This window comes from Hydrotalea sp. (genome assembly GCA_030054115.1).
Taxonomy (GTDB): Bacteria; Pseudomonadota; Alphaproteobacteria; order JASGCL01; family JASGCL01; genus JASGCL01.
Genome location: JASGCL010000024.1, coordinates 1 through 23,440, shown reverse-complemented (window position 1 = coordinate 23,440; position 23,440 = coordinate 1). Strand labels below are relative to the sequence as shown.

Annotated in this window: 22 protein-coding genes and 1 tRNA gene; 12 read left to right on the top strand and 11 right to left on the bottom strand. The window is 49.3% G+C overall.

What is annotated here, in order from left to right; translation table 11 throughout:
- On the top strand, window positions 1–888 hold an 888-nt coding region (locus QM529_05500), incomplete at its 5' end, for a hypothetical protein (GenBank protein MDI9314107.1).
- A 144-nt stretch (window positions 889–1,032) separates the two neighbouring features.
- On the opposite strand, the gene ruvB is transcribed toward QM529_05500, so the two are convergent.
- Complete coding sequence (ruvB, locus tag QM529_05495; protein ID MDI9314106.1) at window positions 1,033–2,085, bottom strand: Holliday junction branch migration DNA helicase RuvB; 1,053 nt, start codon at window positions 2,083–2,085, stop codon at window positions 1,033–1,035.
- Window positions 2,086–2,212: 127 nt separating this feature from the next.
- Between ruvB and tmk the strand changes: the two genes are divergently transcribed.
- The 5 genes from tmk (at window position 2,213) to QM529_05470 (ending at window position 7,509) form a co-directional block, all read left to right on the top strand.
- Window positions 2,213–2,884, top strand: a complete 672-nt coding sequence (tmk, locus tag QM529_05490; protein MDI9314105.1) for a dTMP kinase — start codon at window positions 2,213–2,215, stop codon at window positions 2,882–2,884.
- 1 nt (window position 2,885) lies between these two features.
- Window positions 2,886–4,256, top strand: coding sequence for a hypothetical protein (locus QM529_05485; GenBank protein ID MDI9314104.1), 1,371 nt, complete (start codon window positions 2,886–2,888; stop codon window positions 4,254–4,256).
- Window positions 4,257–4,280: 24 nt separating this feature from the next.
- Complete coding sequence (gene metG / locus QM529_05480; GenBank protein MDI9314103.1) at window positions 4,281–5,807, top strand: methionine--tRNA ligase; 1,527 nt, start codon at window positions 4,281–4,283, stop codon at window positions 5,805–5,807.
- An 18-nt stretch (window positions 5,808–5,825) separates the two neighbouring features.
- Entirely contained in the window at window positions 5,826–6,632 is an 807-nt protein-coding gene (locus tag QM529_05475) for a TatD family hydrolase (GenBank protein MDI9314102.1), read from the top strand.
- Window positions 6,633–6,726: 94 nt separating this feature from the next.
- Window positions 6,727–7,509: a hypothetical protein gene (locus QM529_05470; GenBank protein MDI9314101.1), complete on the top strand. Its 783-nt coding sequence runs from the start codon at window positions 6,727–6,729 to the stop codon at window positions 7,507–7,509.
- Window positions 7,510–7,764: 255 nt separating this feature from the next.
- On the opposite strand, the gene pnp is transcribed toward QM529_05470, so the two are convergent.
- From pnp to glyA, 6 genes are read right to left on the bottom strand one after another with little or no spacing between them, the layout of a single operon-like run.
- On the bottom strand, window positions 7,765–10,188 hold the full coding sequence (gene pnp, locus QM529_05465) for a polyribonucleotide nucleotidyltransferase (GenBank protein MDI9314100.1): 2,424 nt from the start codon (window positions 10,186–10,188) through the stop codon (window positions 7,765–7,767).
- 43 nt (window positions 10,189–10,231) lie between these two features.
- Window positions 10,232–10,501 carry a 30S ribosomal protein S15 gene (gene rpsO, locus QM529_05460; GenBank protein MDI9314099.1) on the bottom strand — a complete coding sequence of 90 codons (270 nt, stop codon included), beginning with the start codon at window positions 10,499–10,501 and terminating at the stop codon, window positions 10,232–10,234.
- 46 nt (window positions 10,502–10,547) lie between these two features.
- Window positions 10,548–11,627 (bottom strand): tRNA pseudouridine(55) synthase TruB, encoded by a 1,080-nt coding sequence (gene truB / locus QM529_05455; GenBank protein ID MDI9314098.1) that lies wholly within the window; start codon window positions 11,625–11,627, stop codon window positions 10,548–10,550.
- Window positions 11,614–12,756, bottom strand: a complete 1,143-nt coding sequence (locus QM529_05450; protein ID MDI9314097.1) for a dihydrofolate reductase family protein — start codon at window positions 12,754–12,756, stop codon at window positions 11,614–11,616. Before QM529_05450 ends, truB begins: the two co-directional genes overlap by 14 nt.
- Window positions 12,743–13,213, bottom strand: a complete 471-nt coding sequence (nrdR, locus tag QM529_05445; GenBank protein ID MDI9314096.1) for a transcriptional regulator NrdR — start codon at window positions 13,211–13,213, stop codon at window positions 12,743–12,745. The genes QM529_05450 and nrdR overlap by 14 nt, the downstream gene beginning before the upstream one ends.
- 18 nt (window positions 13,214–13,231) lie before the next feature.
- Window positions 13,232–14,521 (bottom strand): serine hydroxymethyltransferase, encoded by a 1,290-nt coding sequence (gene glyA / locus QM529_05440; GenBank protein MDI9314095.1) that lies wholly within the window; start codon window positions 14,519–14,521, stop codon window positions 13,232–13,234.
- A 101-nt stretch (window positions 14,522–14,622) separates the two neighbouring features.
- On the opposite strand from glyA, the gene cobW reads away from it, so the two are divergent.
- Window positions 14,623–15,666: a cobalamin biosynthesis protein CobW gene (gene cobW, locus QM529_05435; protein ID MDI9314094.1), complete on the top strand. Its 1,044-nt coding sequence runs from the start codon at window positions 14,623–14,625 to the stop codon at window positions 15,664–15,666.
- Between the two features lie 17 nt (window positions 15,667–15,683).
- Here cobW and QM529_05430 read toward each other — a convergent pair whose 3' ends face one another.
- The 4 genes from QM529_05430 to miaB are packed head-to-tail and all read right to left on the bottom strand — an operon-like array spanning window position 15,684 to window position 19,547.
- Window positions 15,684–16,658: a transporter associated domain-containing protein gene (locus QM529_05430; protein ID MDI9314093.1), complete on the bottom strand. Its 975-nt coding sequence runs from the start codon at window positions 16,656–16,658 to the stop codon at window positions 15,684–15,686.
- 4 nt (window positions 16,659–16,662) lie between these two features.
- Entirely contained in the window at window positions 16,663–17,157 is a 495-nt protein-coding gene (ybeY, locus tag QM529_05425) for an rRNA maturation RNase YbeY (GenBank protein MDI9314092.1), read from the bottom strand.
- The gene (locus QM529_05420; GenBank protein MDI9314091.1) at window positions 17,157–18,080 is read right to left on the bottom strand and encodes a PhoH family protein; all 924 of its coding nucleotides are present in this window, start codon (window positions 18,078–18,080) and stop codon (window positions 17,157–17,159) included. Before QM529_05420 ends, ybeY begins: the two co-directional genes overlap by 1 nt.
- 12 nt (window positions 18,081–18,092) lie before the next feature.
- Window positions 18,093–19,547: a tRNA (N6-isopentenyl adenosine(37)-C2)-methylthiotransferase MiaB gene (miaB, locus tag QM529_05415; protein ID MDI9314090.1), complete on the bottom strand. Its 1,455-nt coding sequence runs from the start codon at window positions 19,545–19,547 to the stop codon at window positions 18,093–18,095.
- Between the two features lie 286 nt (window positions 19,548–19,833).
- Between miaB and QM529_05410 the strand changes: the two genes are divergently transcribed.
- The 5 genes from QM529_05410 to QM529_05390 all read left to right on the top strand — a co-directional run bounded on the left by QM529_05410 (window position 19,834) and on the right by QM529_05390 (window position 23,433).
- A complete protein-coding gene (locus tag QM529_05410; GenBank protein MDI9314089.1) occupies window positions 19,834–20,793 on the top strand; it encodes a 4-hydroxybenzoate octaprenyltransferase in 960 nt (319 codons plus the stop codon).
- Between the two features lie 7 nt (window positions 20,794–20,800).
- Window positions 20,801–21,658: a formate dehydrogenase accessory sulfurtransferase FdhD gene (locus QM529_05405; protein MDI9314088.1), complete on the top strand. Its 858-nt coding sequence runs from the start codon at window positions 20,801–20,803 to the stop codon at window positions 21,656–21,658.
- A 21-nt stretch (window positions 21,659–21,679) separates the two neighbouring features.
- A complete protein-coding gene (locus QM529_05400; protein ID MDI9314087.1) occupies window positions 21,680–22,429 on the top strand; it encodes a class I SAM-dependent methyltransferase in 750 nt (249 codons plus the stop codon).
- A 100-nt stretch (window positions 22,430–22,529) separates the two neighbouring features.
- The gene (locus tag QM529_05395; protein ID MDI9314086.1) at window positions 22,530–23,117 is read left to right on the top strand and encodes a protein-export chaperone SecB; all 588 of its coding nucleotides are present in this window, start codon (window positions 22,530–22,532) and stop codon (window positions 23,115–23,117) included.
- Between the two features lie 241 nt (window positions 23,118–23,358).
- A tRNA-Lys gene (locus QM529_05390) sits at window positions 23,359–23,433 on the top strand.
- Window positions 23,434–23,440: the final 7 nt, after the last annotated feature.

Below are 23,440 nucleotides of genomic sequence, written 5' to 3'. Positions count from 1 at the left end.
GTTGGTTTCAGCCTGTCCGACGTCAGCTGGGCGCAAAAAATTTCCGCCAGCAATGGCCCGCAAAGCAGTGGGGTGAAGGTTGCCGGCGGGGCGAGTTATATCGCAAAATCTGGGGCAACCCTTAGTGATTTTGGTCGAAGCACCGCCCTTACCGGGAACTGCGCTGTTATTTCGGCTAATACATTATTCGCTGATTCGCAGGGCGTTTCAGCCGGGGTATTGGGGAGCGGTAGTGTTAGCACTAACAAATGTAATCTAGCGGGAAATCCAGATGTTAACGCAGTAGCAGGATTTACCGATTTACAAATTGCCACGGCCATTAATAATGGAAAAGTTTCCTTGCTTGATTGGGATGCTAGCCATCCCGTTGCCTACAGCGTGTGGAGCGAAGTTTTGGGCAACTTTGCGACCATCGTCGGCGTTAATAGCCTGGCGGGTCAAGGTGTTAATTTTGAATCGGGCAGTAAGGTCGCAATGCTTACCAGTGTGTGGGATAGTTTGAACAACAAGCAACAGGCCAACCTTAGCGGCGTGGTTAGCAACAAGACATGGGTCGTGGCGGCGGCGGCGGATAAATCGATATGCGAATCAAAATTGGGTTACACCTATGACAATGGTACCTGTAAAGATTCGTCGGCGGCGGGTTCGGGCGGTTCGGCGAAGGACGATGCCGGTTTTGTGCTGGCGCCACAGGTGGCGTTGGAATATGACAATGGCATGTTGCATGCTGACATCAATGTGAAATACATCCATGAATTATTCAACGTGCGTTATTTTGGCAGTGAGGGTTCGGTTAGTGGCCAAAAAGAATCCGGCGCGATAACCTACACCAGCATAGCCGGGCCGCTTGCCCTGTTTGTTGGCGCGGGTTTGGGCGTCAATTTTTAATCGGTTGATTTAGAAGATGCCGCATTGCCTCCCTTGCTTTAGCACGCCGACAGGCTTTATGGCATGCGCAACATGGCAAGAAAAATTTTCGAGAATGACAGGGGAAGGTTCGAGGCCTGAACAAATTTTAGGGAAATTTTTTCATCAAATAAATTGCGCATCGGCCACGATGGGGTTTTTCGGTTTGAGGCCGAGGTAGCTGTAGCCTTCCTTCCCCAAGACGCGGCCACGGCTGGTGCGCATGATGAAACCTTTTTGAATAAGGAAGGGTTCGACCACCTCCTCCAATATATCTCGTTCGTTGCCCAAGGCGGCGCACAGGTTGTCGATGCCGGTGGGGCCGCCGCTGTAAAATTCGGCGAGGCAGGTTAGGTATTTTCGGTCAAGGTCGTCCAGCCCCAGGCTATCAATCGCCAGGTTGCTCATCGCCGCCACCACCATGGTTTGGTCGATGACCGATAATTTGTTAATCACCCCGTGGTCGCGCACGCGGCGGGTTAATCGGCCGGCGACGCGCGGCGTGCCGCGACTGCGCTTGGCGATTTCCGCCGCGCCGTTGGCCCCCAGCGTGATGTTAAAAATCGATGCCTGACGGGTGATAATTTTTGCCAGATCGCCCTCGTTATAAAAATCAAGATGGAGCGACAGGCCAAACCGGTCGCGCAATGGCTTGGCGATAAGGCCGGCGCGGGTGGTGGCGGCGATAAGGGTGAAGGGTTTCAGGTTGATGCGCACCGACTTGGCCGACGGCCCCTCACCAATTAAAATATCGATTTGAAAATCCTCCATCGCCGAATATAAAATTTCCTCGACCGATGGATGCAGGCGGTGAATTTCGTCGATAAACAAAACGTCATTTTCTTGCAAGGCGGTTAAAATCGCGGCAATATCGCCGGCGCGCGTTAACACCGGCCCGGCGGTGGCGCGAAAATTAACCCCCAATTCGTTGGCGACAATTTGCGCCAGGGTTGTTTTACCCAGCCCGGGCGGCCCAAAAAATAATAAATGGTCCATCGCCGCGCCGCGTTGCTTGGCCGATTGAATCGCCATCGACAGGTTTTTTTTCAACTGCTCCTGGCCGACGAAATCGGCCAATAATTTTGGCCGAATGGTGGCCGCGGCTTCATCACCATCGCGTAACCTGTCCTCGACAGGCGACGGGTTGGGGTCGATAATGCGGGTGATGTCTTGGGGCATGGGATGGAAAGGATAGCAGGTGAGGAATGATTTATGACTTTACTTCTAGCTTGATTCTGTCTATTTTTTCAACAAGGTAAAAATGCGGACAAAGTTACAGCAAGGTTCAGCAAGGGTAAATATGGTCATGGCACAGGAATTATTTTCGGGATTATTCATTGTATTCGAGGGGATAGACGGTTCGGGTAAAACCAGTCAAGCAAACAGGTTGCGTTCAACGATGGCGGCGATGGGTTACGATATATTAATGACCCAAGAGCCGCAAAAAAAATCGACCAAGGTTGACGAATCGCGGGATATGGCTTTGGGTGCGTGGGTGCGGACGCAACTGCTCCACCAATCGGCAAAAAAATGGGATAATTTGGCGATGATTTATATGTTGTTGGCGGCGCGGGTCGACCATATCCGCAACACCATCTTGCCGGCGTTGCAAATGGGTAAGGTGGTGATTTGCGACCGGTTTTCTTATTCGACGCTCGCCTACCAAGGGTATGGCATGGGCGGCGATATCGAGATGATAAAAAAACTCAGCGCGCCGATTGATGCCATTATAAAACCCGACCGCGTTTTTTTGATAGACATCGCCCCCCAGGCCGCGATGTTGCGGTTGGATAGCGGTCGTGAAAAAAAAGACATGATAGAAGAAAAGCCGATAGAATTTTTTGAAAAAGTGCGCTTGGGATTTTTGGAGATAGCCGACGAGCATCGGCGTAACATGGTGGTGATTGACGGCTTGCAACCCGAGGATGTGGTGGCGGCGGCGGTTGAAAAAAACATAATAAAATTGCTAAAAAAATAATATGGCGCGAGAAAATTTTTCGTCTGGTGCGCCCTCGTCTGGCTCGGCCTCTGGTTCGGCAAAACCATCCGCGGTGGCATCGCTGGGGTTGCATCCATCGACGATGCAAAAAATTATCGGGCATGACGCGGCACTAAAAACCCTGACCGATGGGTTGTTGGGGTCGCGGATAAAACATCACGCCTGGTTGTTGACCGGGCCAAAGGGCGTGGGCAAGGCGACCTTGGCCTATCACGTAATTATAAAACTATTATCGCGCGCCACGCCCGATTCAGGGATAGTCATGGTGCCAAAGGATAATATCGTGGTCGACAAAAAAACTGCCAGCAATGACGACGCCATGCCCGATTTGTTTGGTGGCGATTTGCCGGCGGCTTTGCCAAATGTTTTACCGATGGATAATTTGGTTGATGCGCCGGCGGATGAAAAAAAACCTATCGCAACAGCGAACATAATTTCGGCGGTTGATATTGCCAAGCAATTGCGCGACGGGTCGCACCCGCATTTTTTGTTGTTGGATAAAACCATGGCATCGGCAACCGCCGACACCGACGGCGATGACAAACCGGCGGCGCGCGATGGTAAAAAGACGCAAATCACCGTCGGCATGGTGCGCGGCATATCGGGGTTTTTATCGTTCCATGGGTTTGATAAAAACTTGCCACGCATTGTTATGATAGACGGGGCCGAGGACATGAATCCGGCCGCCGCCAACGCCTTGCTAAAAAATTTGGAGGAGCCACCGCAAAACACAATATTTTTTCTTATCAGCCATCGGCCCGGGATATTGCCGGCGACGATAAGGTCGCGCTGTTTTCTTTTGCCGCTAAACCCATTACCGCCAGAAAAATTATTGTCGGCACTGGGGTCATTATTGCCGACCGCCAACCCGGCGGAGCAGGCGGCGATGGCCGGCCTGGCCGCCGGTCGGTTGGGGCGGGCGGTCGAAATTTATAACGAGGCCGGGTTAAATATCTATCGCGATTGGTTGGATTTTTTTATCAACCCCGACAACGAAAAACCCGCACGTCGCAAAAAATTCCTTACCAATTTGTTGGCGCAAGAAAACCCGCCGCGCGCGCAATTATTTTTATCGATGGTCGAGGCGTTTTTTTTACGCCTGGCGCGTCATGCCGAAAAAACATTTCTGCCGGCCGATGGTTCCGCCCAAGCATTATTCGCCGATGAAGAAAAAACCTTCGACCTGTTTTTGGCCAGCCGCGAGCTAAAGGATTGGTTGGATTTTTGGCAAATGCAAAAAACCGCCTTTGGTCGCGGCTTCCCACCAAAAAATTTAAACCGCGATTATTTGGTCCTGCAATTGCTTGATGAAACAAATGACGCCCTCCATCATCGATGGTTGCCAGCTTGATATTTTTTGTTTAAGGTGGGTCGAATGACCAAATATTATATTACGACCCCGATTTATTATGTCAACGACAAACCCCATATCGGTCACGCCTACACCAGTTTGGCGGCCGACGTGTTGGCGCGGTTTCATCGGTTAAAGGGTGACGATGTTTTTTTTCTGACCGGCACCGACGAACATGGGCAAAAGGTCGAGAAGGCGGCCAAGGATAAAAATATCTCGCCGCAAGAATTGACCGACCAGGTGTCGCAAAATTTTCGCGACTTGATAATCACAATGAACGACAGCCCGGATGATTTCATTCGCACGACCGAGGCACGGCATAAAGCGACTTGCCAAATTTTGTGGGAAAAATTGGCGGCGGCTGGGTTTATTTACAAGGGAAATTACGAGGGGTTTTACGCGGTGCGCGATGAGGCCTATTACCAGGAATCGGAGTTAACCAAAAACGCCGATGGCAAATACATCGCGCCAAGTGGTGCCGAGGCGGTGTGGGTGCAGGAAGAAAGTTATTTTTTTAAATTGTCAATGTTTCAAGAAAAATTATTGGCGCATTATGAATCCCACCCCGATTTTATTGCGCCAAAAATTCGCGCCAACGAGGTGATAAGTTTTGTGCGTGGCGGATTAAAGGATTTATCAATCTCGCGCAAAAATTTTTCGTGGGGCGTGCCGGTGCCCGGCGATTCCAACCATGTGATGTATGTTTGGCTCGACGCCCTGACCAATTATTTAACCGCGATTGGTTTTGGTGAAGATAACGACAAGGCGCAAGAAAAATTCAAAAAATTTTGGCCGTGCGATTTGCATTTGGTGGGCAAGGATATTATTCGTTTTCACGCGGTTTATTGGCCGGCAATGTTGATGGCGGCTGGCCTTGCCCTGCCGCAGAAAATTTTTGCCCACGGTTGGTGGATGAACAATGGGCAAAAAATGTCAAAATCAATTGGCAATGTTATCGACCCAAATTATTTGGTCGAAAAATTTGGTTGCGACCAAACGCGTTATTTTTTATTGCGCCAGGTTTCATTCGGCGAGGACGGCGATTTTTCAGAGGACATGATGCGCGACCGATGCAACCACGACCTGGCCAACGACCTTGGCAATTTGGCGCAACGCACCCTATCTTTCGTTGCGAAACATTTATCTGGCACCGCGCCGAAAAAATCCGCCATAACCCCAGACGGCGAACAATTACTAGCGATGGCAAAAAATATCTTGCCCGAGGTTGAAAAACATCTGGCGAATTTGGCATTCCACCGCGCGTTGGAATCGATTTGGGCAGTAATTGGCGAGGCGAATCGTTACATCGATAAGGCCGCCCCCTGGACCTTGGCCAAAACCGATAAGGCCGCGATGGAGGCCGTGTTGTGGGTTGTGTTGATGGCGTTAAAAGACATTGCGATTTTGTTGCAATGTTTTCTGCCGGCGTCCGCCGAAAAATTATTGGCGCAATTGGCGGTCGATGAAAAAACTTTTTCAAATTTGGGAAAAGATTACGCGCCAACCAAACAATTGCCAACGCCGGCTGGCATTTTTCCACGTATTTTATAATAATTTATTTTTCAGCACATGACCGATAAAAATTATTTTGTTGATAGCCATTGCCATTTGGATTTTTTACAGCGCGATGGCTTGGCGGTGGCCGATGTTATTGCCCGCGCCAAAGAAAATGGTGTGGGCAAATTTTTGAGCATCTCGACCAAGATGGAAACATTTCCATCGATTTTGCAAATTGCCGATGCATTCCCCGATGTTTACGCCGCGGTTGGCGTGCACCCGCATGACAGCGACGAGGCGATGCAAGAGGGCGCCACAATAAAATTATCCGCCGATATATTATTACATGAAACAAAACACCCGAAGGTTATTGGCATTGGCGAATCGGGGTTGGATTTTTTTTACGACCATTCGGATAGAAAGAACCAGGAGGAATCGTTCCGCACCCATTTGGCGGTGGCGCGGCAAACCGGCCTGCCGATAATTGTGCACAGCCGGTCTGCCGACCAAGCAACCATCGATGTGTTGCGTTCTGAATCTGATGGCGGCAAATTGACCGGCCTCATCCATTGTTTTTCGTCGGGCCGCGATTTGGCGATGGGCGCGCTCGATTTGGGTTTTTACATTTCGCTGTCGGGCATTTTAACATTCCCGAAGGCGCAAGATATTCGCGACGTGGTGCGCGATGTGCCGCTCGATAGGTTGTTGTTGGAAACCGATTCGCCTTACCTTGCGCCGATACCCCATCGCGGTCGAAAAAACGAACCATCGTTTTTGCCAAACACCGCGAAGGTTCTGGCCGAGGTAAAAAATGTCTCGCTGGAGGAAATTCGTGCCATCACCACCGAAAATTTTTTTCGATTGTTTAGTAAGGCGTAAGCCCGCCCGCCCGCCTTGGTGATTGCCAGTTAGTTTTATTATTTTTTATCAACTTTATATTGACTTCTTATTCTACTTCTTAGTAGTTGAACTTATGACAATATATCGTCTTTATATTGATGAGAGTGGGGACGCCACTTATTCTTTCCATAAAAATAAAGAAAATCGCTATCTATGCTTGTTAGGCGTTATTATCGCTAAAGAATATTATGAAAATACATTATCACCAAAGTTGGAAATAATACGCGAATTGTTTACAGATGATAGGGACGATATGCCAATTTTTCATTATACCGATGTCGTAAGACATAAAAAACATTTTGAAAAACTGAATGACAAAATTATAGAAAAGCAATTCAATCAAATGTATTTAGATTTTTTGTGTGATGCAGAAATATCGTTGATAGCAGTAGTAATTGATAAAGAAAAACATCGGTCAACATATCAGAATTTAGCTTCACACCCATATCATTATTGCCTGGATGTTTTATTAGAAAGATATATTCGTTGTTTAAAAGAGAATAATGGTTATGGCGACATTATGATAGAGGCAAGGGGAAACAACGAAGACAACCCATTAAAAGAATCTTTTAATAATTTTTTCAATCATGGCACTAAATATTGTAGTGTAGATGAAATAAGAAGAAATTTAACAGCAAGAGAAATAAAAATTAGGCGCAAGTTCCATAGAATTATTGGGCTAGAAATCTCTGATATGTTGGTTAATCCCATGAGAAAATTTATTTTGCATCAATATGATATAAATACGTTATTAGTAAAAAATTCATTTGATGAGAAAGTTTTAGAAATTATTGCGCCAAAAATTAAAAGGGATAGTAAAGATTCTATCAAAGGGTATGGTATAAAAATGCTTTAGCCAATAAAAAAGCCAGCTTGCACTAACTGCAACCTGGCTCATTTACGATGCTAATTCATCCACCTTCCATAAGGAATTGCCACTATAGTAGCCATTTTAAAACATATTGTCAAGATTTTGTTAATAATGCCACTTTTAACAGAGTATTGATTTTTTAGGAATAAATTGGTTTTTAGGATGAGACCATAAAAAAACCCCTTAAGAATTTCTTCTTAAGGGGTTTTTAAATTACCTTAGGTTTTTGCGATTTTCATTCTAGAAATCGCGGCGTCTTTTGCCGCCGCCGCCGCGACCGCCGCCACCAAATCCACCGCCGCCGCCACGACCGCCACCGCGATCACCGCCGCCGCCGAAATCATCGCCGCTGAATTCACGAACCCGGCCACCGCCGAACCCACCGCCGCCGCCGCGGTCACCACCGCCACGGCCGCCAAATCCACCGCCGCCGCCACGGTCGCCACCGCGACCACCGCCGCCGCCACGACCACCAAACCCGCCGCCGCCACGGCCGCCGCGGTCACCACCGCCGCCCCCGCGGTCGCCTTTGTTCTTTGGCTCTAAATTCAAATCTTCGCCCGATTGTTGGTCAACCATGCGCATCGACAGGCTGACTTTACCACGTTCGGTGCCCAGGCATTTGACCCATACCATGTCGCCTTCCTTCACCATGTCGCTCGGGTGGTTGACGCGGTGCTCGGCCATTTCTGACACATGCACCAAACCATCTTTCGCGCCCATGTAATTGACGAACACGCCAAAATCAACCACCGAGGCAACCTTGCCATGGTAAATTTTGCCGGCTTCGGCCTCGGCGACGATGCCTTGAATCCAATCATATGCCGCCTTGCCCTTGGTTTCGTCGTTGGCGGCAATGGTGATGACGCCTTCGTCATCGATATCCACCTTCGCGCCGGTAACTTCAACGATTTCACGAATGACCTTGCCACCCGTGCCAATAACTTCGCGAATTTTTTCCTTCGCAATGGTAAAGGTCGTCAGGCGTGGCGCGTTCTTCGACACTTCTTGCCGCCCGTGGTCGATGGCTTTCGCCATTTCGCCCAAGATATGCAAGCGACCTTCCTTGGCTTGACCCAAGGCGATTTTCATAATTTCTGGCGTGATGGAGGTGATTTTCAAATCCATCTGAAGCGAGGTAACCCCGTCTTTCGTGCCGGCAACTTTAAAATCCATATCGCCCAAATGATCTTCATCGCCCAAGATGTCAGACAACACGGCGTAATCCGTGCCTTCCTTAATCAAGCCCATGGCAATGCCGGCGCAGGGTGCCTTCATCGGCACGCCAGCGTCCATCATGGCCATCGAACCGCCGCAGACCGACGCCATCGATGACGAACCATTCGATTCGGTGATTTCAGACACCAAACGGAGCATGTAGGGGAAATCTTCCTTGCTGGGGAGCAGGGGGCGCAGGGCGCGCCACGCCAATTTGCCGTGACCGATTTCGCGGCGACCGGGCGAGCCGATGCGGCCAGCCTCGCCCACCGAAAATGGCGGAAAATTGTAATGCAACAGGAATTCTTCTTTGAATTCGCCGTCGATAGCGTCGATAATTTGTTTGTCCTGCGCCGTGCCGAGCGTGGCAATCACCAACGCCTGGGTTTCGCCGCGGGTAAAGACCGCCGAGCCGTGGGTTTTTTTCAACACGCCAACTTGGCAATCGATTTGGCGGATGTTTTCCAAACCGCGACCATCGATACGTTTTTTGGTCGACAAGATATTGCCGCGCACAATCATGGCCTTTAAATCATCCAACAATTTGGCAACCACTTGCTTGGCACCGGGAATTTCCATCTCGGCTGACGCTTCCTTGGCGACCGCTTCGGCAACCAATTTTTTAACCGCATCAAGGTCGTTGTAACGCTCTTGTTTTTTGGTTTTTTGATAGGCGGCCTTGACCGGTTCGGTGGCAACCTTATCAATGATTTTTTTCAAGGTGGCGGCATGGGCCGGGGCCGATGGCACTTCCCAAGCGGGGTTGTTAACCTTCGCCTTTAATTCGTTTATCATCTCGACAACTTCTTGCAAGGCCTTATGACCAAACACAACGGCATCGAGCATGGTTTCTTCGCTTAATTGGTGGGCTTCCGATTCGACCATCAGGACGCCTTCCTTTGTGCCGGCAACCACGAGGTCAAGCAACGTGCCCGGCATTTCCGATTTCATTGGGTTAAGAATGAATTGGTCGTTTTTATAGGCCACGCGGCATGCGCCGATGGGACCCAAAAAGGGAATACCCGAAATGGCGAGGGCGGCCGAGGAGCCAATCATCGCCGCGATATCCGGGTCGTTTTCCAAATCATGCGACAATAACGTTGCAATGATTTGCGTTTCGTTTTGAAATGTTTCGGGAAACAATGGGCGAATTGGCCGGTCGATAAGGCGTGATGTCAACACTTCCTTTTCGGTGGGGCGACCCTCGCGTTTGAAAAAACCGCCTGGGATGCGACCCGCGGCATAAAATTTTTCTTGATAATGAACCGATAGGGGGAAGAAATCTTGTTCGGGTTTTGATTCCTTTACCGCGACCACCGTGCAAAGCACTTGGGTGTCACCATATGTTACCAATACCGCCCCGTTTGCTTGTCTTGCTAAATGACCTGTTTCTAACTTTAATGTTTTGCCGCCCCAATTTTTTTCTACTACGTGATAGTTAAACATAATTTCTTCTTTTCTTTCTTTCTTCTTTTTGTTTGCGACGGCACTATTTTCTTAAATCAAGCTTTTCGATGGTCGTGGTGTATAGTTTTTCGTCTTTCCGCTTCAAATAATTTAGCAGGCGACGACGTTTACCAACCAGCAACAATAGCCCACGCCGCGAATGAATATCCTTTGGGTGGGTTTCAAGGTGGCTGGTGATATCTTTAATACGCGCGGTCATGATGGCGACCTGGACCTCTGGCGAGCCAGTGTCCTTGGCGTTTCTAACAAAATCTTTAATCGCGGTTTTTTTCGCGGCAACGGTAAGAGACATGGTGATGGGCGGGCAAATAATTCTTAAGGTGATGGTGATTAGTTTTTTATAGGACAAAAATTCTTTTGGCGGTGATGATACCATTGGTGCAAGATACAAAACCAATCGGTTGATGGTTTTCGTCGATTGCTAACAATAAATCCAAATTTTTATTTTCTTCTTTTTTCTTCGTGGTTATTTTTTTCCCTAAACGGAGGGCGATGGTATCACCCGCGTTTAAAAAAATTGTTTTTAGTCCCATTAAGCGCGCTATATTCTTTGCAACATTATTTTCAAGATGTTCATCAAGATTGTTTTCGTTATTTTCAGAATTGTCTTCAGAAAATAAACGTCTGTTGCAAAAATCAAGCAACGCGAAATTCACTCTCTCCCTATAATCCATTTGGCTTAGCTTTGCAAGGGAAAAAGCATCGCGCAGTAAGAAATTTCCCACCGCCAGGCGGCGCAGGGCCACCACATGGCCAAGCGAGCCCAATTTTTTTGCCAGGTCGTGCCCCAGGGTGCGAATGTAAAGCCCCGATTGGCCACGGGCGCGAAATGTAAAATCACGTTCGTTCAATTGCGCGGTAAGGGCGAATTCATCAATTCTAATGTTGCGCGAAAGCGGGGCTGGGGTTGGCGCGGGGTTTGCCGGCATGGTTGCCGCTGTGGTTGGTGTGGCGTTTGCATTTTCAGCGGCAAGCCTTGCCGCACGCGCTTGGCGGGCGCGGGTGTAACTTGCCACGCCGTCAATTTTTATGGCCGAGAACATCGGCGGGGTTTGCGCTGTCACGCCGAGGAAGGATGGTAGCGCCGCCTCTATCGCCGCGCGGGTCGGGATGACATCGGTCGTTGCCACAATATCGCCGGTTATGTCTTGGCTGTCGGTTTCGCCCCCGAACCGCAGGGTGAATTCATATTCTTTATCGCTGGCTAGGATATAGGGCAGTGCCTTGGTGGCCTCCCCCAATGCGACCAACAGCACGCCGGTCGCAAATGGGTCGAGCGTGCCGCCGTGGCCGGCCTTTTTCCCCTGAAAAAGTTTTCGCGTTTTGGCCATGGCTTGGGTCGATGACAGGCCGGCCGGTTTATCAATGATAACGAAACCATTGATGGGTTGAGGCGATGTTTTTTTATCGGATGTCATATTTTTTGGCGGTGCTGGTATTGTTGTCAAAGGCAAAGACCTCGCTCGGGATATTGCTCGGCGTGGTTTTTAAAATGGTCGCGGTGCTGGCGATAAAATTATTTTTATTAGTTGAGGCATCGGCCAAAAAAACATCCTGCTGTTGGCATAGCCATAATTCATCCAGCAGGTTTTGTTGGTGGAGCTCATCCGCCAGCCCGCCGCCGGTTTCGACAAGCAGGCGATTAACCCCCGAGGTTACGACCGCCGCCAGCACATCATGCAAATTAAAATGCCCATGGTTGTCGGCGGGCAAGATGATTTGCTTCGCGCTTGCCGGCAGGTTGTTATTTTTTTCGGCGGTAAAGATAATCAGCGGCTGTTGGGTGGTTTGAAAAATCTTTTCCTTGCCGCTTAAGCGGTTGTTACCCTCCAGCACAAAACGCGGCCGCGCCATTGATTCTAAACCGCGTTCGCGAATCGTTAGCAATGGGTCGTCGGTAATTATTGTCTTGGCCGACACCAACAACCCGTCGTAACGACAGCGAAGATATTGCGCAAAAAATTGTAATTGGCCACGGGTGATTTGGCGTGGTTGGCCGGCGGGCGGCACCGCAATACCATCGGCCGACAGGGCAATTTTTGCCGCGACCAATGGACGTGGGCGATTCTCCTCCCCAGATTTCTCCATGGCGTAAAAAAAACCTTGGTGAAGCTTTCTTGCCATGGCTTGAAATTTTTCATCGGCGCGCAAAACCGACTTGCCGGATTTTTCCATCATGGCCATGCCCGCGCCGTGGGTGTTGGGGTTGGGGTCAAGCGCGGCGACGACAACGCGTTTTATCGCGCTGTTGGCGATGGTGGTGGCGCAATTGTTGGTGCGGTGCGGCGATTGATGGGCGCAGGGTTCGAGCGATAAATAAAGCGTGGCAGATGGCGGCAGGTTGGAATGGCGTGCGAATAATATCTCCTCGGCGTGCGGCCGGCCAAGGACGGCGGTGATGGCGACATCGATAACGCTGGCTGGCGTCGCCAACACGGCGGCGACCGATGGGTTGGCACCGGTCAGGCCAAGGTGGCGCGAGCTTAAAGCAAGGCAGAGGTTAAGATATTCTTCATCTTGCAACGATAATTTATTATTTTTTATCATCGTTTTTATCATCGATTTCTTGTTCGATAAAATTTTCAAAATCTTTGACCTGGTCGAAATCTTTATAGACCGAGGCGTAGCGGATGAAGGCGACCTTATCCAAACTGGCGAGGCGTTTCATCACCCATTCGCCGATGGTTTGGGTCGGAATATCGCTGTCGCCGGCGGTTTCCAATTGGCGCACCAGGCTGGAAATAATAGCCTCCATCTTTTCATTGTCGATGCCGCGTTTGCGGCAGGCCAGCGAAATCGAGCGTGCCAATTTTTCGCGTTGAAAAATTTGCGCCGTGCCGTCTTTTTTTATCACCATCAATTCGCGCAGTTCGATACGTTCAAAGGTGGTGAAGCGTGCGCCGCATTTTTTGCATTGGCGGCGACGCTTGATGGTTTTGCCATCGTCGCTTAAGCGCGAGTCTTTAACGTCGGATTCTTCATGGGCGCAAAATGGGCAACGCATGAATCAGCGGAATTTTTTTTAAGCGTGGCTGTAAATCGGGAAGGCGTTGCAAAGTTTTAACACCTTGGCCTTCACCGCCGCCTCAACGCTGGGGTTTTCGGTTTTACCACCTTGCAATCCGTCGAGCACTTCCAAAATATATTGCGCCACCATTTTGATTTCGCCGACGCCAAAACCACGGCTGGTCAGGGCCGGCGTGCCCAGGCGAATGCCCGAGGTCACGGTTGGTTTTTCGGGGTCGTTGGGAATACCATTTTTGTTGCAGGTAATGCCGGCGCGGTCCAATGATTTTTCCGCCACATCGCCGGTGATTTTTTTCGGCCGCAAATCGACCAGCATCAAATGGGTGTCGGTGCCGCCCGAGACGATTTGCAAACCGCCCTTCATCAATTCATCGGCCAGCACATGGGCGTTTTCGACCACTTGCTTGATGTAGGTTTTAAATTCTGGCTTCAAGGCCTCGCCAAAGCCGACGGCCTTACCCACCATCGACGCCAGCAATGGCCCGCCCTGCAACCCGGGGAAAATCGCCGAGTTGATTTTTTTGGCAATATCCTCGTTATTGGTCAAGACCAACCCGCCGCGCGAACAGCGCAGGGTTTTGTGGGTGGTCGAGGTTACGACATCGGCCAAGGGCAACGGATTGGGGTGTTCGCCCGCCGCCACCAAACCAGCGAAATGCGCCATGTCGACAAAGAAAAACGCACCAACCTTATCGGCGATGTCGCGGAATTTTTTAAAATCGATAACCCGCGCATAGGCCGAACCACCGGTGATGATGACTTTTGGTTTATGCTCCATGGCCATATCGGCCACTTGGTCGTAATCGATAACGCCGTCTTGGCGCACGCCGTAATTGACCGGCTTGAACCATTTACCGCTGATGTTGGCGGCCGCGCCGTGGGTCAAATGCCCGCCCGATGATAGTGATAGGCCGAGGAAGGTGTCGCCCGGTTTCATCAAGGCCATGAAAACCGCTTGGTTGGCCTGCGACCCGGAATGGGGTTGCACATTGGCGTATTTCGCGCCGAATAATTTGCACACCCGCGCGATGGCAAGGTCCTCCATCTGGTCGGCATATTCGCACCCGCCGTAATAACGGCGATGCGGATACCCTTCGGCATATTTGTTGGTGAATATCGAACCGATGGCGTCCATCACGGCGCGCGACACCAGGTTTTCGGAGGCTATCATTTCCAACCCCTCGGATTGGCGTTTTAATTCCCGTTGGTGGATGGCGTAAATATCGGGGTCGCTGTCTTGCAACGATTGGTTAAAAAAATTTTTTTGGTTGGACAAATTATTCATGATGGTTTGTTTTATAAAATCGTTCGGGTTGTCGTAATTTTGGTTGGCACTTTACTAAACAATTTTAGCATGTTATTCAAGTAAATAGTAAGTTTAAAATAATGCAGGCAAAAATCCCCACCACCATCATCACCGGCTTTTTGGGCAGTGGCAAAACCAGCCTGCTGGCCCATGTGCTGAAGCACAGCGGCGGGCGGCGCATCGCGCTATTGATTAACGAATTTGGCTCGCTCGGCATGGATGAGGCCATTGTCAAAAGCAAATGCGATGACAATTGCAAACCGCAGGAGGTGATTGAGCTGGCCAATGGTTGCATCTGTTGCACCGTGGCCGATGATTTTTTACCGGCGATGAAAAAAATATTGGCGAGCGATAAAAAAATCGACCATATTATTATCGAAACCTCTGGCCTTGCCCTGCCGAAGCCTTTGCTTCAGGCATTCCAATGGCATGAAATCGCGCCGCTTGTTACGGTTGATGGCGTGGTGGCGGTGTTGGATGGGCCGGCGATTCTGACCGGTAAATTTCAAGACGCGGCACCAAGCACCGAGGCGCAACAATCACAAAAAATCGACCATGAAAATGAAATAGCCGAGTTGTTTGAGGATCAATTGTTATCGGCCGATTTGGTTTTGCTCAACAAATGCGATTTGTTGTCGCCCGCCGAACGAAAACAAATTATCGCCGATTTGCGGTCGGGCAAGCTGGAGGGGTTGCGGCCGGCGGCAAAAATTATTGAAACCGAAAATGCGGTGGTTGACCCGGCGGTGATATTGGGCATGGCGCAGGCGGTGGAAAATGATTTGGCCAACCGCAAAAGCCACCATGATGGGGCGGGGGCCGAGGAACATGGCCACGATGAATTTGCCACATTTATTGTGCCGTTTGGCGTGGTGGCCGATGAAAAAAAATTGGAACAAAGGATTTTATCGCTCCTGCGCGACCATGATATTTTACGTATCAAGGGCATGGTGGCGCGCCCGGGTAAAAAATTTTTAGAAATTTGGCAGGTCGCCGGCCCGCGCATCGAACGTTATTTCAGCATGACCGAAAGCCAAGGTGAAGAATCGCAATTGGTGGTCATCGGGCTTAAAGGCCTCGACGCGCAATTGATTGCCAAGGAATTGCAAGCCGCCGCCTTATAAATAATTTTATAGCTGATTTAATTTTTGGTCGGCTGTTTGGTTTTTGTTTTGCCGTTACCCTTGCTGTTACTATTGCTACCACTGACTTTTTTCTGCATGATGCTTTTGCGTATCAAGTTTTTTTGCGCCGGCGTAACATTTTTGACCAGCAGGCTTTTGATAATGCGGTTGGTCGAATCCTTAACAATGAAGGTTATTTTTTTATCCTTGGTTTTTATACGGGTTCCCTTTTGCGGCACGTAACCGGCCAGCGCCAACACCACCCCGCCCACCGTGTCAATGTCGATATCATCGACCGGCGATTTTAATGGCAGGCCAAAATATTCTTCAAAATCCTCGGTGCGCATCAATGGGTTGACCAAATAACCTTCCTTGGTTTCGATAACGCTGGCTTTTTTGGTGGAAAAAATATCGCGGTCCATCTCGCCGATAATTTCCTCCGCCAAGTCGGTCACGGTGACCAACCCGTCGGTGCCGCCATATTCGTCGACGACAATCGCTAAGTGGCGGCGGTCTTCGCGCATTTTTGCCAATAATTCAAAAGCCGGCATACCGCCCGACACAAACAACACCGGCCGCGCCAAATGTTTTAAGGAAAAAATATTTTTATCTTTATCGCCCTTATCGCTGTCGGTTTTTTGTGGCGATTTGTTATCCAACCCATAATGATGCAATGCCCACAAAATCGATTTTGAATGGATGAAGCCGATGATATGGTCGGGGTCGTCGCCATAAATTGGGTAACGGGTTTGCGGCGATTTCACCACCTCGGCAATTACCTCGGGCAGGGTCATTTGGCTCGACAAAAATTTTATATCGGCGCGCGTTACCATCACGTCCTCGACCTTGGTGCGCGACGCGGTCATGATGTTGTTCAACATCTCCATTTCCTTTTCGCTCAATTGGTCAAGATGCTTTTCATGCGCCATGGCCAATTGGTCCAATTGCTGGCGCATGTTTTTTTTGCGTAAGGGAAAAAATTTCTTTAACATTTTTTTATTGATATGGGTCGCCGATGCCGATGCGCGATAGGATGGAAATTTCCAACCGCTCCATCGCATCGGCCTCGCTGTCTTGTTGATGGTCGAAATCCAACAGGTGAAGCAAGCCATGAATGCCAAGATGCGTTAAGTGGTTGCGAAATGTTTTTTGCATGGCGCGTGCCTCGCGGTTGATAACGCCATGCCCCAGGGCGATAGAGCCCAAAAAAATATCCTTCGTATCATGGCGATGGTGGTTTGGGAAAGATAGAACATTGGTGGCCTTATCGCTGTGCAGAAAATCTTTTTTTAATTTTTTCATTTGTTTGTCATCGGTGAAAAGAATTTCTATCGCCGCCCTTTTTGGCGCGTTGGGAATTTGGCGATGGGCGCGGCGCAATTGCCATAGCAAATAATAAATATCGCGATCGCGCCACGCCACCGCGTCGCGGACAATGATTATTTTGAAGCGGCTAAAAAGCGACGCAAAAGAATTAAAAATAGCCAACATTATTTTTCGCTATCCTCCTGATAGGCGGCAATGATTTTCCCCACCAGCGCGTGGCGTTGCACATCGTCGATGCCGAATTCCACCACCCCGACCTCGGGGAAATTTGCCAATTTTTTTAACGCGTCCTTTAACCCGGCCTCGTCACGCCGCGCCAAATCGGTTTGCGACCCGTCGCCAGTGATGACCATCTTGCTTCGCTCGCCCAACCGCGTCAGGAACATTTTCATCTGCATGCGTTTGGTGTTTTGCGCCTCGTCCAACAATATAAAAGCTTTTTTTAAGGTGCGACCGCGCATGTAGGCCAGGGGGGCGATTTCGATTTGCCCCGATTCTTTCAATTTTTTCATCTGGTCTTGGCCGATAATTTCGCTGGCCGCGTCGTCAATCGGCCGCAAATAGGGATCAATTTTTTCGGTCAGGTCGCCCGGTAAAAACCCAAGGTTCTCGCCGGCCTCCACCACCGGTCTTGTGATAATCATCCGCTCGATAGCGCCCGATGTCAATAATGATAAGCCATAGGCCACGGCGAGGTAGGTCTTGCCACTGCCGGCCGCGCCGACGCCGAAACTTAAATCTTTATCACGCATCACCTGCAAGAATTTTTTTTGGTTGGCGGTGCGCAATTGAATCCGCCGCCCGCGCACGTTGATAACCGATTCGTCGATGGCGGCATTGTCATTGTCGGTGATGGTTCTTATGGTTGTGCGAATATCGTCGCTTGATAATTGCTGGTCATAAATGCCGCGCAGGATTTTTTCCGCCAGCATGATATTTTTTTTATCGCCCGATAGTTTTAAGATATTGCCGCGGTCGATAATATCAATCGCCAATAATTTTTCCAAATCAGAAAGGTTTTTGCGACCAACGCCATAGAGTTCGGCCAGGCGACGGTTGTCGTTAAATTCTAAAAATCGCTGTTCCATTTTTTTCTTTTTTTATGCGGCGGCTATGGTGGTGACCTCGCCAAACAGGCTATGTTTTTCGCACCCGGTAATTTTTACCTTTATCATTTGTCCCATCATAGCATAACCGCCATCAAAATGCACGGGTTGCAACCATGGCGAACGCCCCATCAATTGCCCGGGTTTGTGGGTTGGTTTTTCAACCAAGACATCGATAACCTTGCCCACCGTGGCGCGGTTAAATTTTTCCTCCTGCTGGTTCAGCAGGGCTTGCAAACGTTGCAACCGCGCCGATTTTATATCTTGGGCGATTTGCGGCATGTCGGCCGCCGGCGTGCCGGGGCGCGGCGAATAGCAAAATGAATAGCAGGCGGTGTAACCGATTTCCTTAACCGCGGCTAAGGTGGCTTCGAAATCCTCTTCGTCCTCCCCCGGGAAGCCAACAATGAAGTCGGAGGATAAAGCAATATCGGGTTGCGCGGTTTTTATTTTGTCGATGACGCGGCGGTAATCGTCTAACGTATGGCCACGGTTCATTGCCTTTAATATCTTATCCGAACCGCTTTGCAATGGTAAATGCAAAAATGGTTGCAGTTTTTTATTGCCGGCATGTTCGGCAATCAAATCATCATCCATGTCGCGCACGTGCGATGTGATATAGCGAATGCTGAGCAAGCCATCCAACAGCGATAATTCGCCGATTAACCGCGCCAGGTTCCACGGCTTGGCCTTACCATTTTCACTGGGGCCAAGCCCATGCCAGCCATTGACATTTTGGCCGAGCAAGGTGATTTCGCGCGCGCCGGATGCTAGTAATTTTTTTGCCTCCTGCAGAATCGAATCGAATGGCCGCGAAAATTCCGCGCCACGGGTGTAGGGCACAACGCAGAAGCTACAGAATTTATCGCAACCTTCCTGCACCGCCAAAAATTGCGATATGCTACCACCAATCGGCATGTTGGTTAGCTCCTGCGCCAGGTAATCGAATTTGCTTTCAACTGGAAATTCGACATCGGCGACGCGTTTTTTTAACGCCGCGCGGCGATTGATAAGCTCGGGCAGGCGGTGATAATTTTGCGTGCCAACCACGATATCGATGCGCGGTTTTTGCTTTTGCATTTCCAGCCCGATGCTCTGCGCCGTGCAACCCGCCAGGGTGAGGAGGCTGTCTTTTTTCATTTGCCGTTCCAAACGGCCGATGTCGGAGAAAACCTTGTCATCGGCCTTTTCGCGAATGTGGCAGGTGTTGAGGATAACCACATCGGCCTCGGCCACGTCGTCGGTTTTTGTAAAGCCCAGCGGGGCAAGATGCATCGCCATGCGGTTGGCGTCGTAGACATTCATTTGGCAACCATAATTTTTGATAAAAAGTTTTTTATCGGCTGGCTGGCCAGATGGCGTTGTTTCGGCTACGTGGGGTGGTGGCGCGCCCTGAGTGCCCTGCGTGTCTTTGGCTGGCGCGTGGTAAGCAGTGGTCGATTGAGTCATAAAATAATAAAACTGGTTGCAAAAATACTATAATAACAAAAGCATCAGATTGCAACAATGATTGCAACCCGGCTTGCCCTGTGGTAGAATTCAGGGCAGTTAATGGGCTTTTTAAAAAAACAGCAAAAAGAAACGCCCCGAAAAACAAAAAAACTCATCAGCGATATATTTTTTAAAACAACAGCGCAATAGTAGTAGCCTGGGGACACCAATGGGCGGGCGAATGGTGAAGCGATAAGAAGAAAACCTTATAGTATTTTTAAAATTGATAAAAAGGAAATCCATCATGGCGAGCAAACCAAAAAAAACAGCCAAAAAAATGGGCAAAAAACTGGGACGCAATCAACCCAAAAAACCAGCGAAAAATTGGTTGTTCGCCATCACGCCAAAATGGTGGCATGATGATGTGGCCTTGATGCGGCTTGACCGGCCGATTGGGGTGTGGCTGTTGCTCCTGCCGTGTTTTTGGGGTTTGGCGATTTATCACCAGGGTTTTTCCTTCGATGAATTTATTTATTACGGCCTTGTTTTCACCGCTGGCGCCTTTGCCCTGCGTAGTGCCGGTTGTATCTGGAATGATATTTTGGACCGCGAATTTGATAAGAAAGTTGCCCGCACCCGCGACCGCCCCTTGGCCAGTGGGCGATTGAGCCTTGACCATGCCATTTGGTTGATGTCGATATTGTTGCTGATTGGCTTTGTTGTCTTGCTGTTGATTGACAGCAAGCAGTCGCATGTTGTGGCCTTGCTGTCGCTGGGGTTGGTGGCGCCATACCCGTTGATGAAGCGCATGTTTTTGTTGCCGCAATTGTGGCTCGGTTTTACCTTTAACATTGGTGTGTTGGTCGCCGGCATGTTGACGACCAATAATTATTTTGACCTTGGCCTGTGGTGGCTTTACCTGATTGGCGTGTTGTGGACCGTGGCCTATGATACGATATATGCCCTGCAGGATAAGGACGATGATTTTTTGCTCGGGCTTCATACCTCGACCCTGGTTTTTGGTGGTCAGGTAAAACACGCCATCGGCATTTGTTATTTGTTAATGACCGCGCTGTTGGTTGGGTTGTTTATTTACCTCGATAGCGAAGCCATCGTCGGTTACGGCTTCCTTGGGCTGGCGGTGTTGGCCATGGCACATAGTTATCGGCGGATAACCGAAAAAAAATCTGAAGCCAATTTGCAAAATTTTCGCTGGCAATGGTTGATTGGGGTGTTGATATTCCTCGCCCTTTATTATCGTTAATAACATCATGGCGCGCGACCAATTTTCAGAAAAATTTTATCGCGGGGATTATTGGCTGTCGCCGACGGTGGATGGCGCGGCCGATAACAACCTGACCATGCCGCTGATGGTGATAGACGAACATGGCCGCGAACATAGCCAACCGACCATCCGCGAGCGCGCCCTGACGATATTTCTTAACAGCCAAGAAATTGTTACCGCCATGACGATTGGCGACCACCCTGATTATTTGGCGATTGGTTTTTTAAGCAACCAAAAAATGTTACGGCCCGACGACGAAATAACCGCGGTCGATGTCGATGATGATTTGGGCGTCGTCGTGGTGCGCACCAAAAAACCAACCCATTTTGAAATCAAATCCAAGAAAAAAATTGTGACATCGGGCTGTGGCCAGGGCACGGTGTTCGGCGATATCATGGACGAGGTCGAAAAACAAAAAATTACCAGCCAGCAAAAAATCACCACCACGCAATTGCAATCCTTGTTAAAAAAAATTGTCCTGACGCCCAGCCTTTATTTAACCGCCGGCGCGATTCACGGCTGTGTGCTGGCGATGGGGGATGAACCAAAAATATATGTCGAGGATGTCGGTCGCCACAATGCGGTGGATAAAATCGCCGGTTACATGCGGCAACATAATATCGCGGGCGACGATAAGATTTTTTATACCACCGGGCGATTAACGTCGGAAATGGTTATTAAATGTTTGCTGATGAATATCCCGATATTGGTGTCGCGCAATGGGTTCACGGTTTACGGCGTTGAATTGGCGCGGCGCGCCAATGTAACAATGATTGCCCGTGCGCGCGGCGACCGCTTCACCATTGTGTCGGGTGCGGAACGCATTTTGTTTGATAAAAAATAAAAAATTTGCGAGGATAAAAAAATGAATAACGACGAAAAAGTAGATTTCGGTTTTGAAAAAATCGACCGCGGTGAAAAAACCGGCCGGGTGCGCGATTTGTTTGCCGGCGTGGCCAACAAATATGACGTGATGAATGATTTGATGAGCCTGGGCCTGCACCGCCATTGGAAGGACCAATTTGTTGCCCGCATCCCCAATAACAGCAATTTGCTGGATGTCGCGGGCGGCACCGGCGATATCGCCATTCGTTATTTAAAAAATGCCGCGCCGAATGACAAACGACGCGCCACGGTGCTGGACCTAACGGCGGAGATGATGACCGGTGGCCAACAAAATGCCGACCGCGCTGGTTTGTTTGGCAATATCGATTTTGTGGTTGGCAATGCCGAGGAATTACCATTCGCCGATGAAACATTCGATGCGGTTACCATTTCCTTTGGCCTGCGCAATGTTACCAACAAAGAAAAGGCGTTGCGCGAGATGCGCCGCGTGTTGAAACCCGGCGGCAAGTTTTTGTGTTTGGAATTTTCGAAGGTGGTTTTGCCCATGCTCGACCAGCTTTATGAAAAATACAATTTTACGATTCTGCCGTTGCTGGGCAAATACGTGGCGCGTAACGAGGATTCTTATCGTTACCTGGCCGAAAGCATTAAATTATTTTATAGCCAAGATGAATTGGTTGAAAAAATGAAGCTTGGCGGTTTCGAGCGAATCGGCTATGAAAACCTAACCGGCGGCGTGGTGGCAATTCACCACGGTTATGCCCTATAATATTTATCAAAAAATTCCGCCCCGAATTGGTTGATGACCATAATTTTTTTATAAAAAAAATTATAAAAAAGACGACAGAAACAATATAAAGGAGATTGTTATGGCCAAAGATTACACCCAAATTATGGACGCCCCCTACGCGATACTCACCCAATTTCAGCGTGATTTTTCATTTGAAAACCCGGGTATATTAAAATTTTTGGTTGGCGCGGTAACGGGCGAGCCACAACATAACATGGATTGGAACCTCAGCCTTAACAAATTGCAAGACACCGATTACGAGGTTGTGATGAAAATGACGTTGGCGGCAAAAATAAAAGAGGAAACATTGTATATGGTTGAGGCGCAATATGGTGCCATCGTGCGCGTTAACCCAAAAAACGAAAACATGACCAACCCGATTCTATCGGCGGAGGTGCCATCGCATCTTTACCCTTTCATCCGCGCCATTATTGCCAAGGCGGTGGCGGACGGCGGTTACCCGCCATTGTTATTGCCACCGATTGATTTCCACGGGCATTTTGTGCAACGGATGCAGGAGTTGGAAAAAGAACAGGCCAATAAGGATAATAGTAACGGCGTGGCGGCGACCGCGGGCGGCGACAAACCAAAGCCCAGCGCGGGCAAGGCCGCCAAGCCGAACAAGACGACCGGCAAATCGACTGGCAAAAATCAGAAGTTGAATTAATTGTTATCGCGCGCAATGCGGCATCGCTTCGCGTAATAACAACTATTTTTTTTGCAACGCAATTGCTGTGCATTGGTGCATGGTGCGGGTGTTGCGCAGATAATAATTATAATTTTTTTATCGCGCTTGCCGCTGGCAACAGAGGTCATAAGCTAAAATGCTTAATTTGCCCTTGCCATTTTTTCAAAATAGTTTTAGGGCGATATATCCGACATTCATGATAAGAATTGGTTTTTATTATGTGCGCGTAGCTCAGCGGTAGAGCACCTGACTTTTAATCAGGGGGTCGAGGGTTCGAACCCCTCCGCGCATACCATAATATG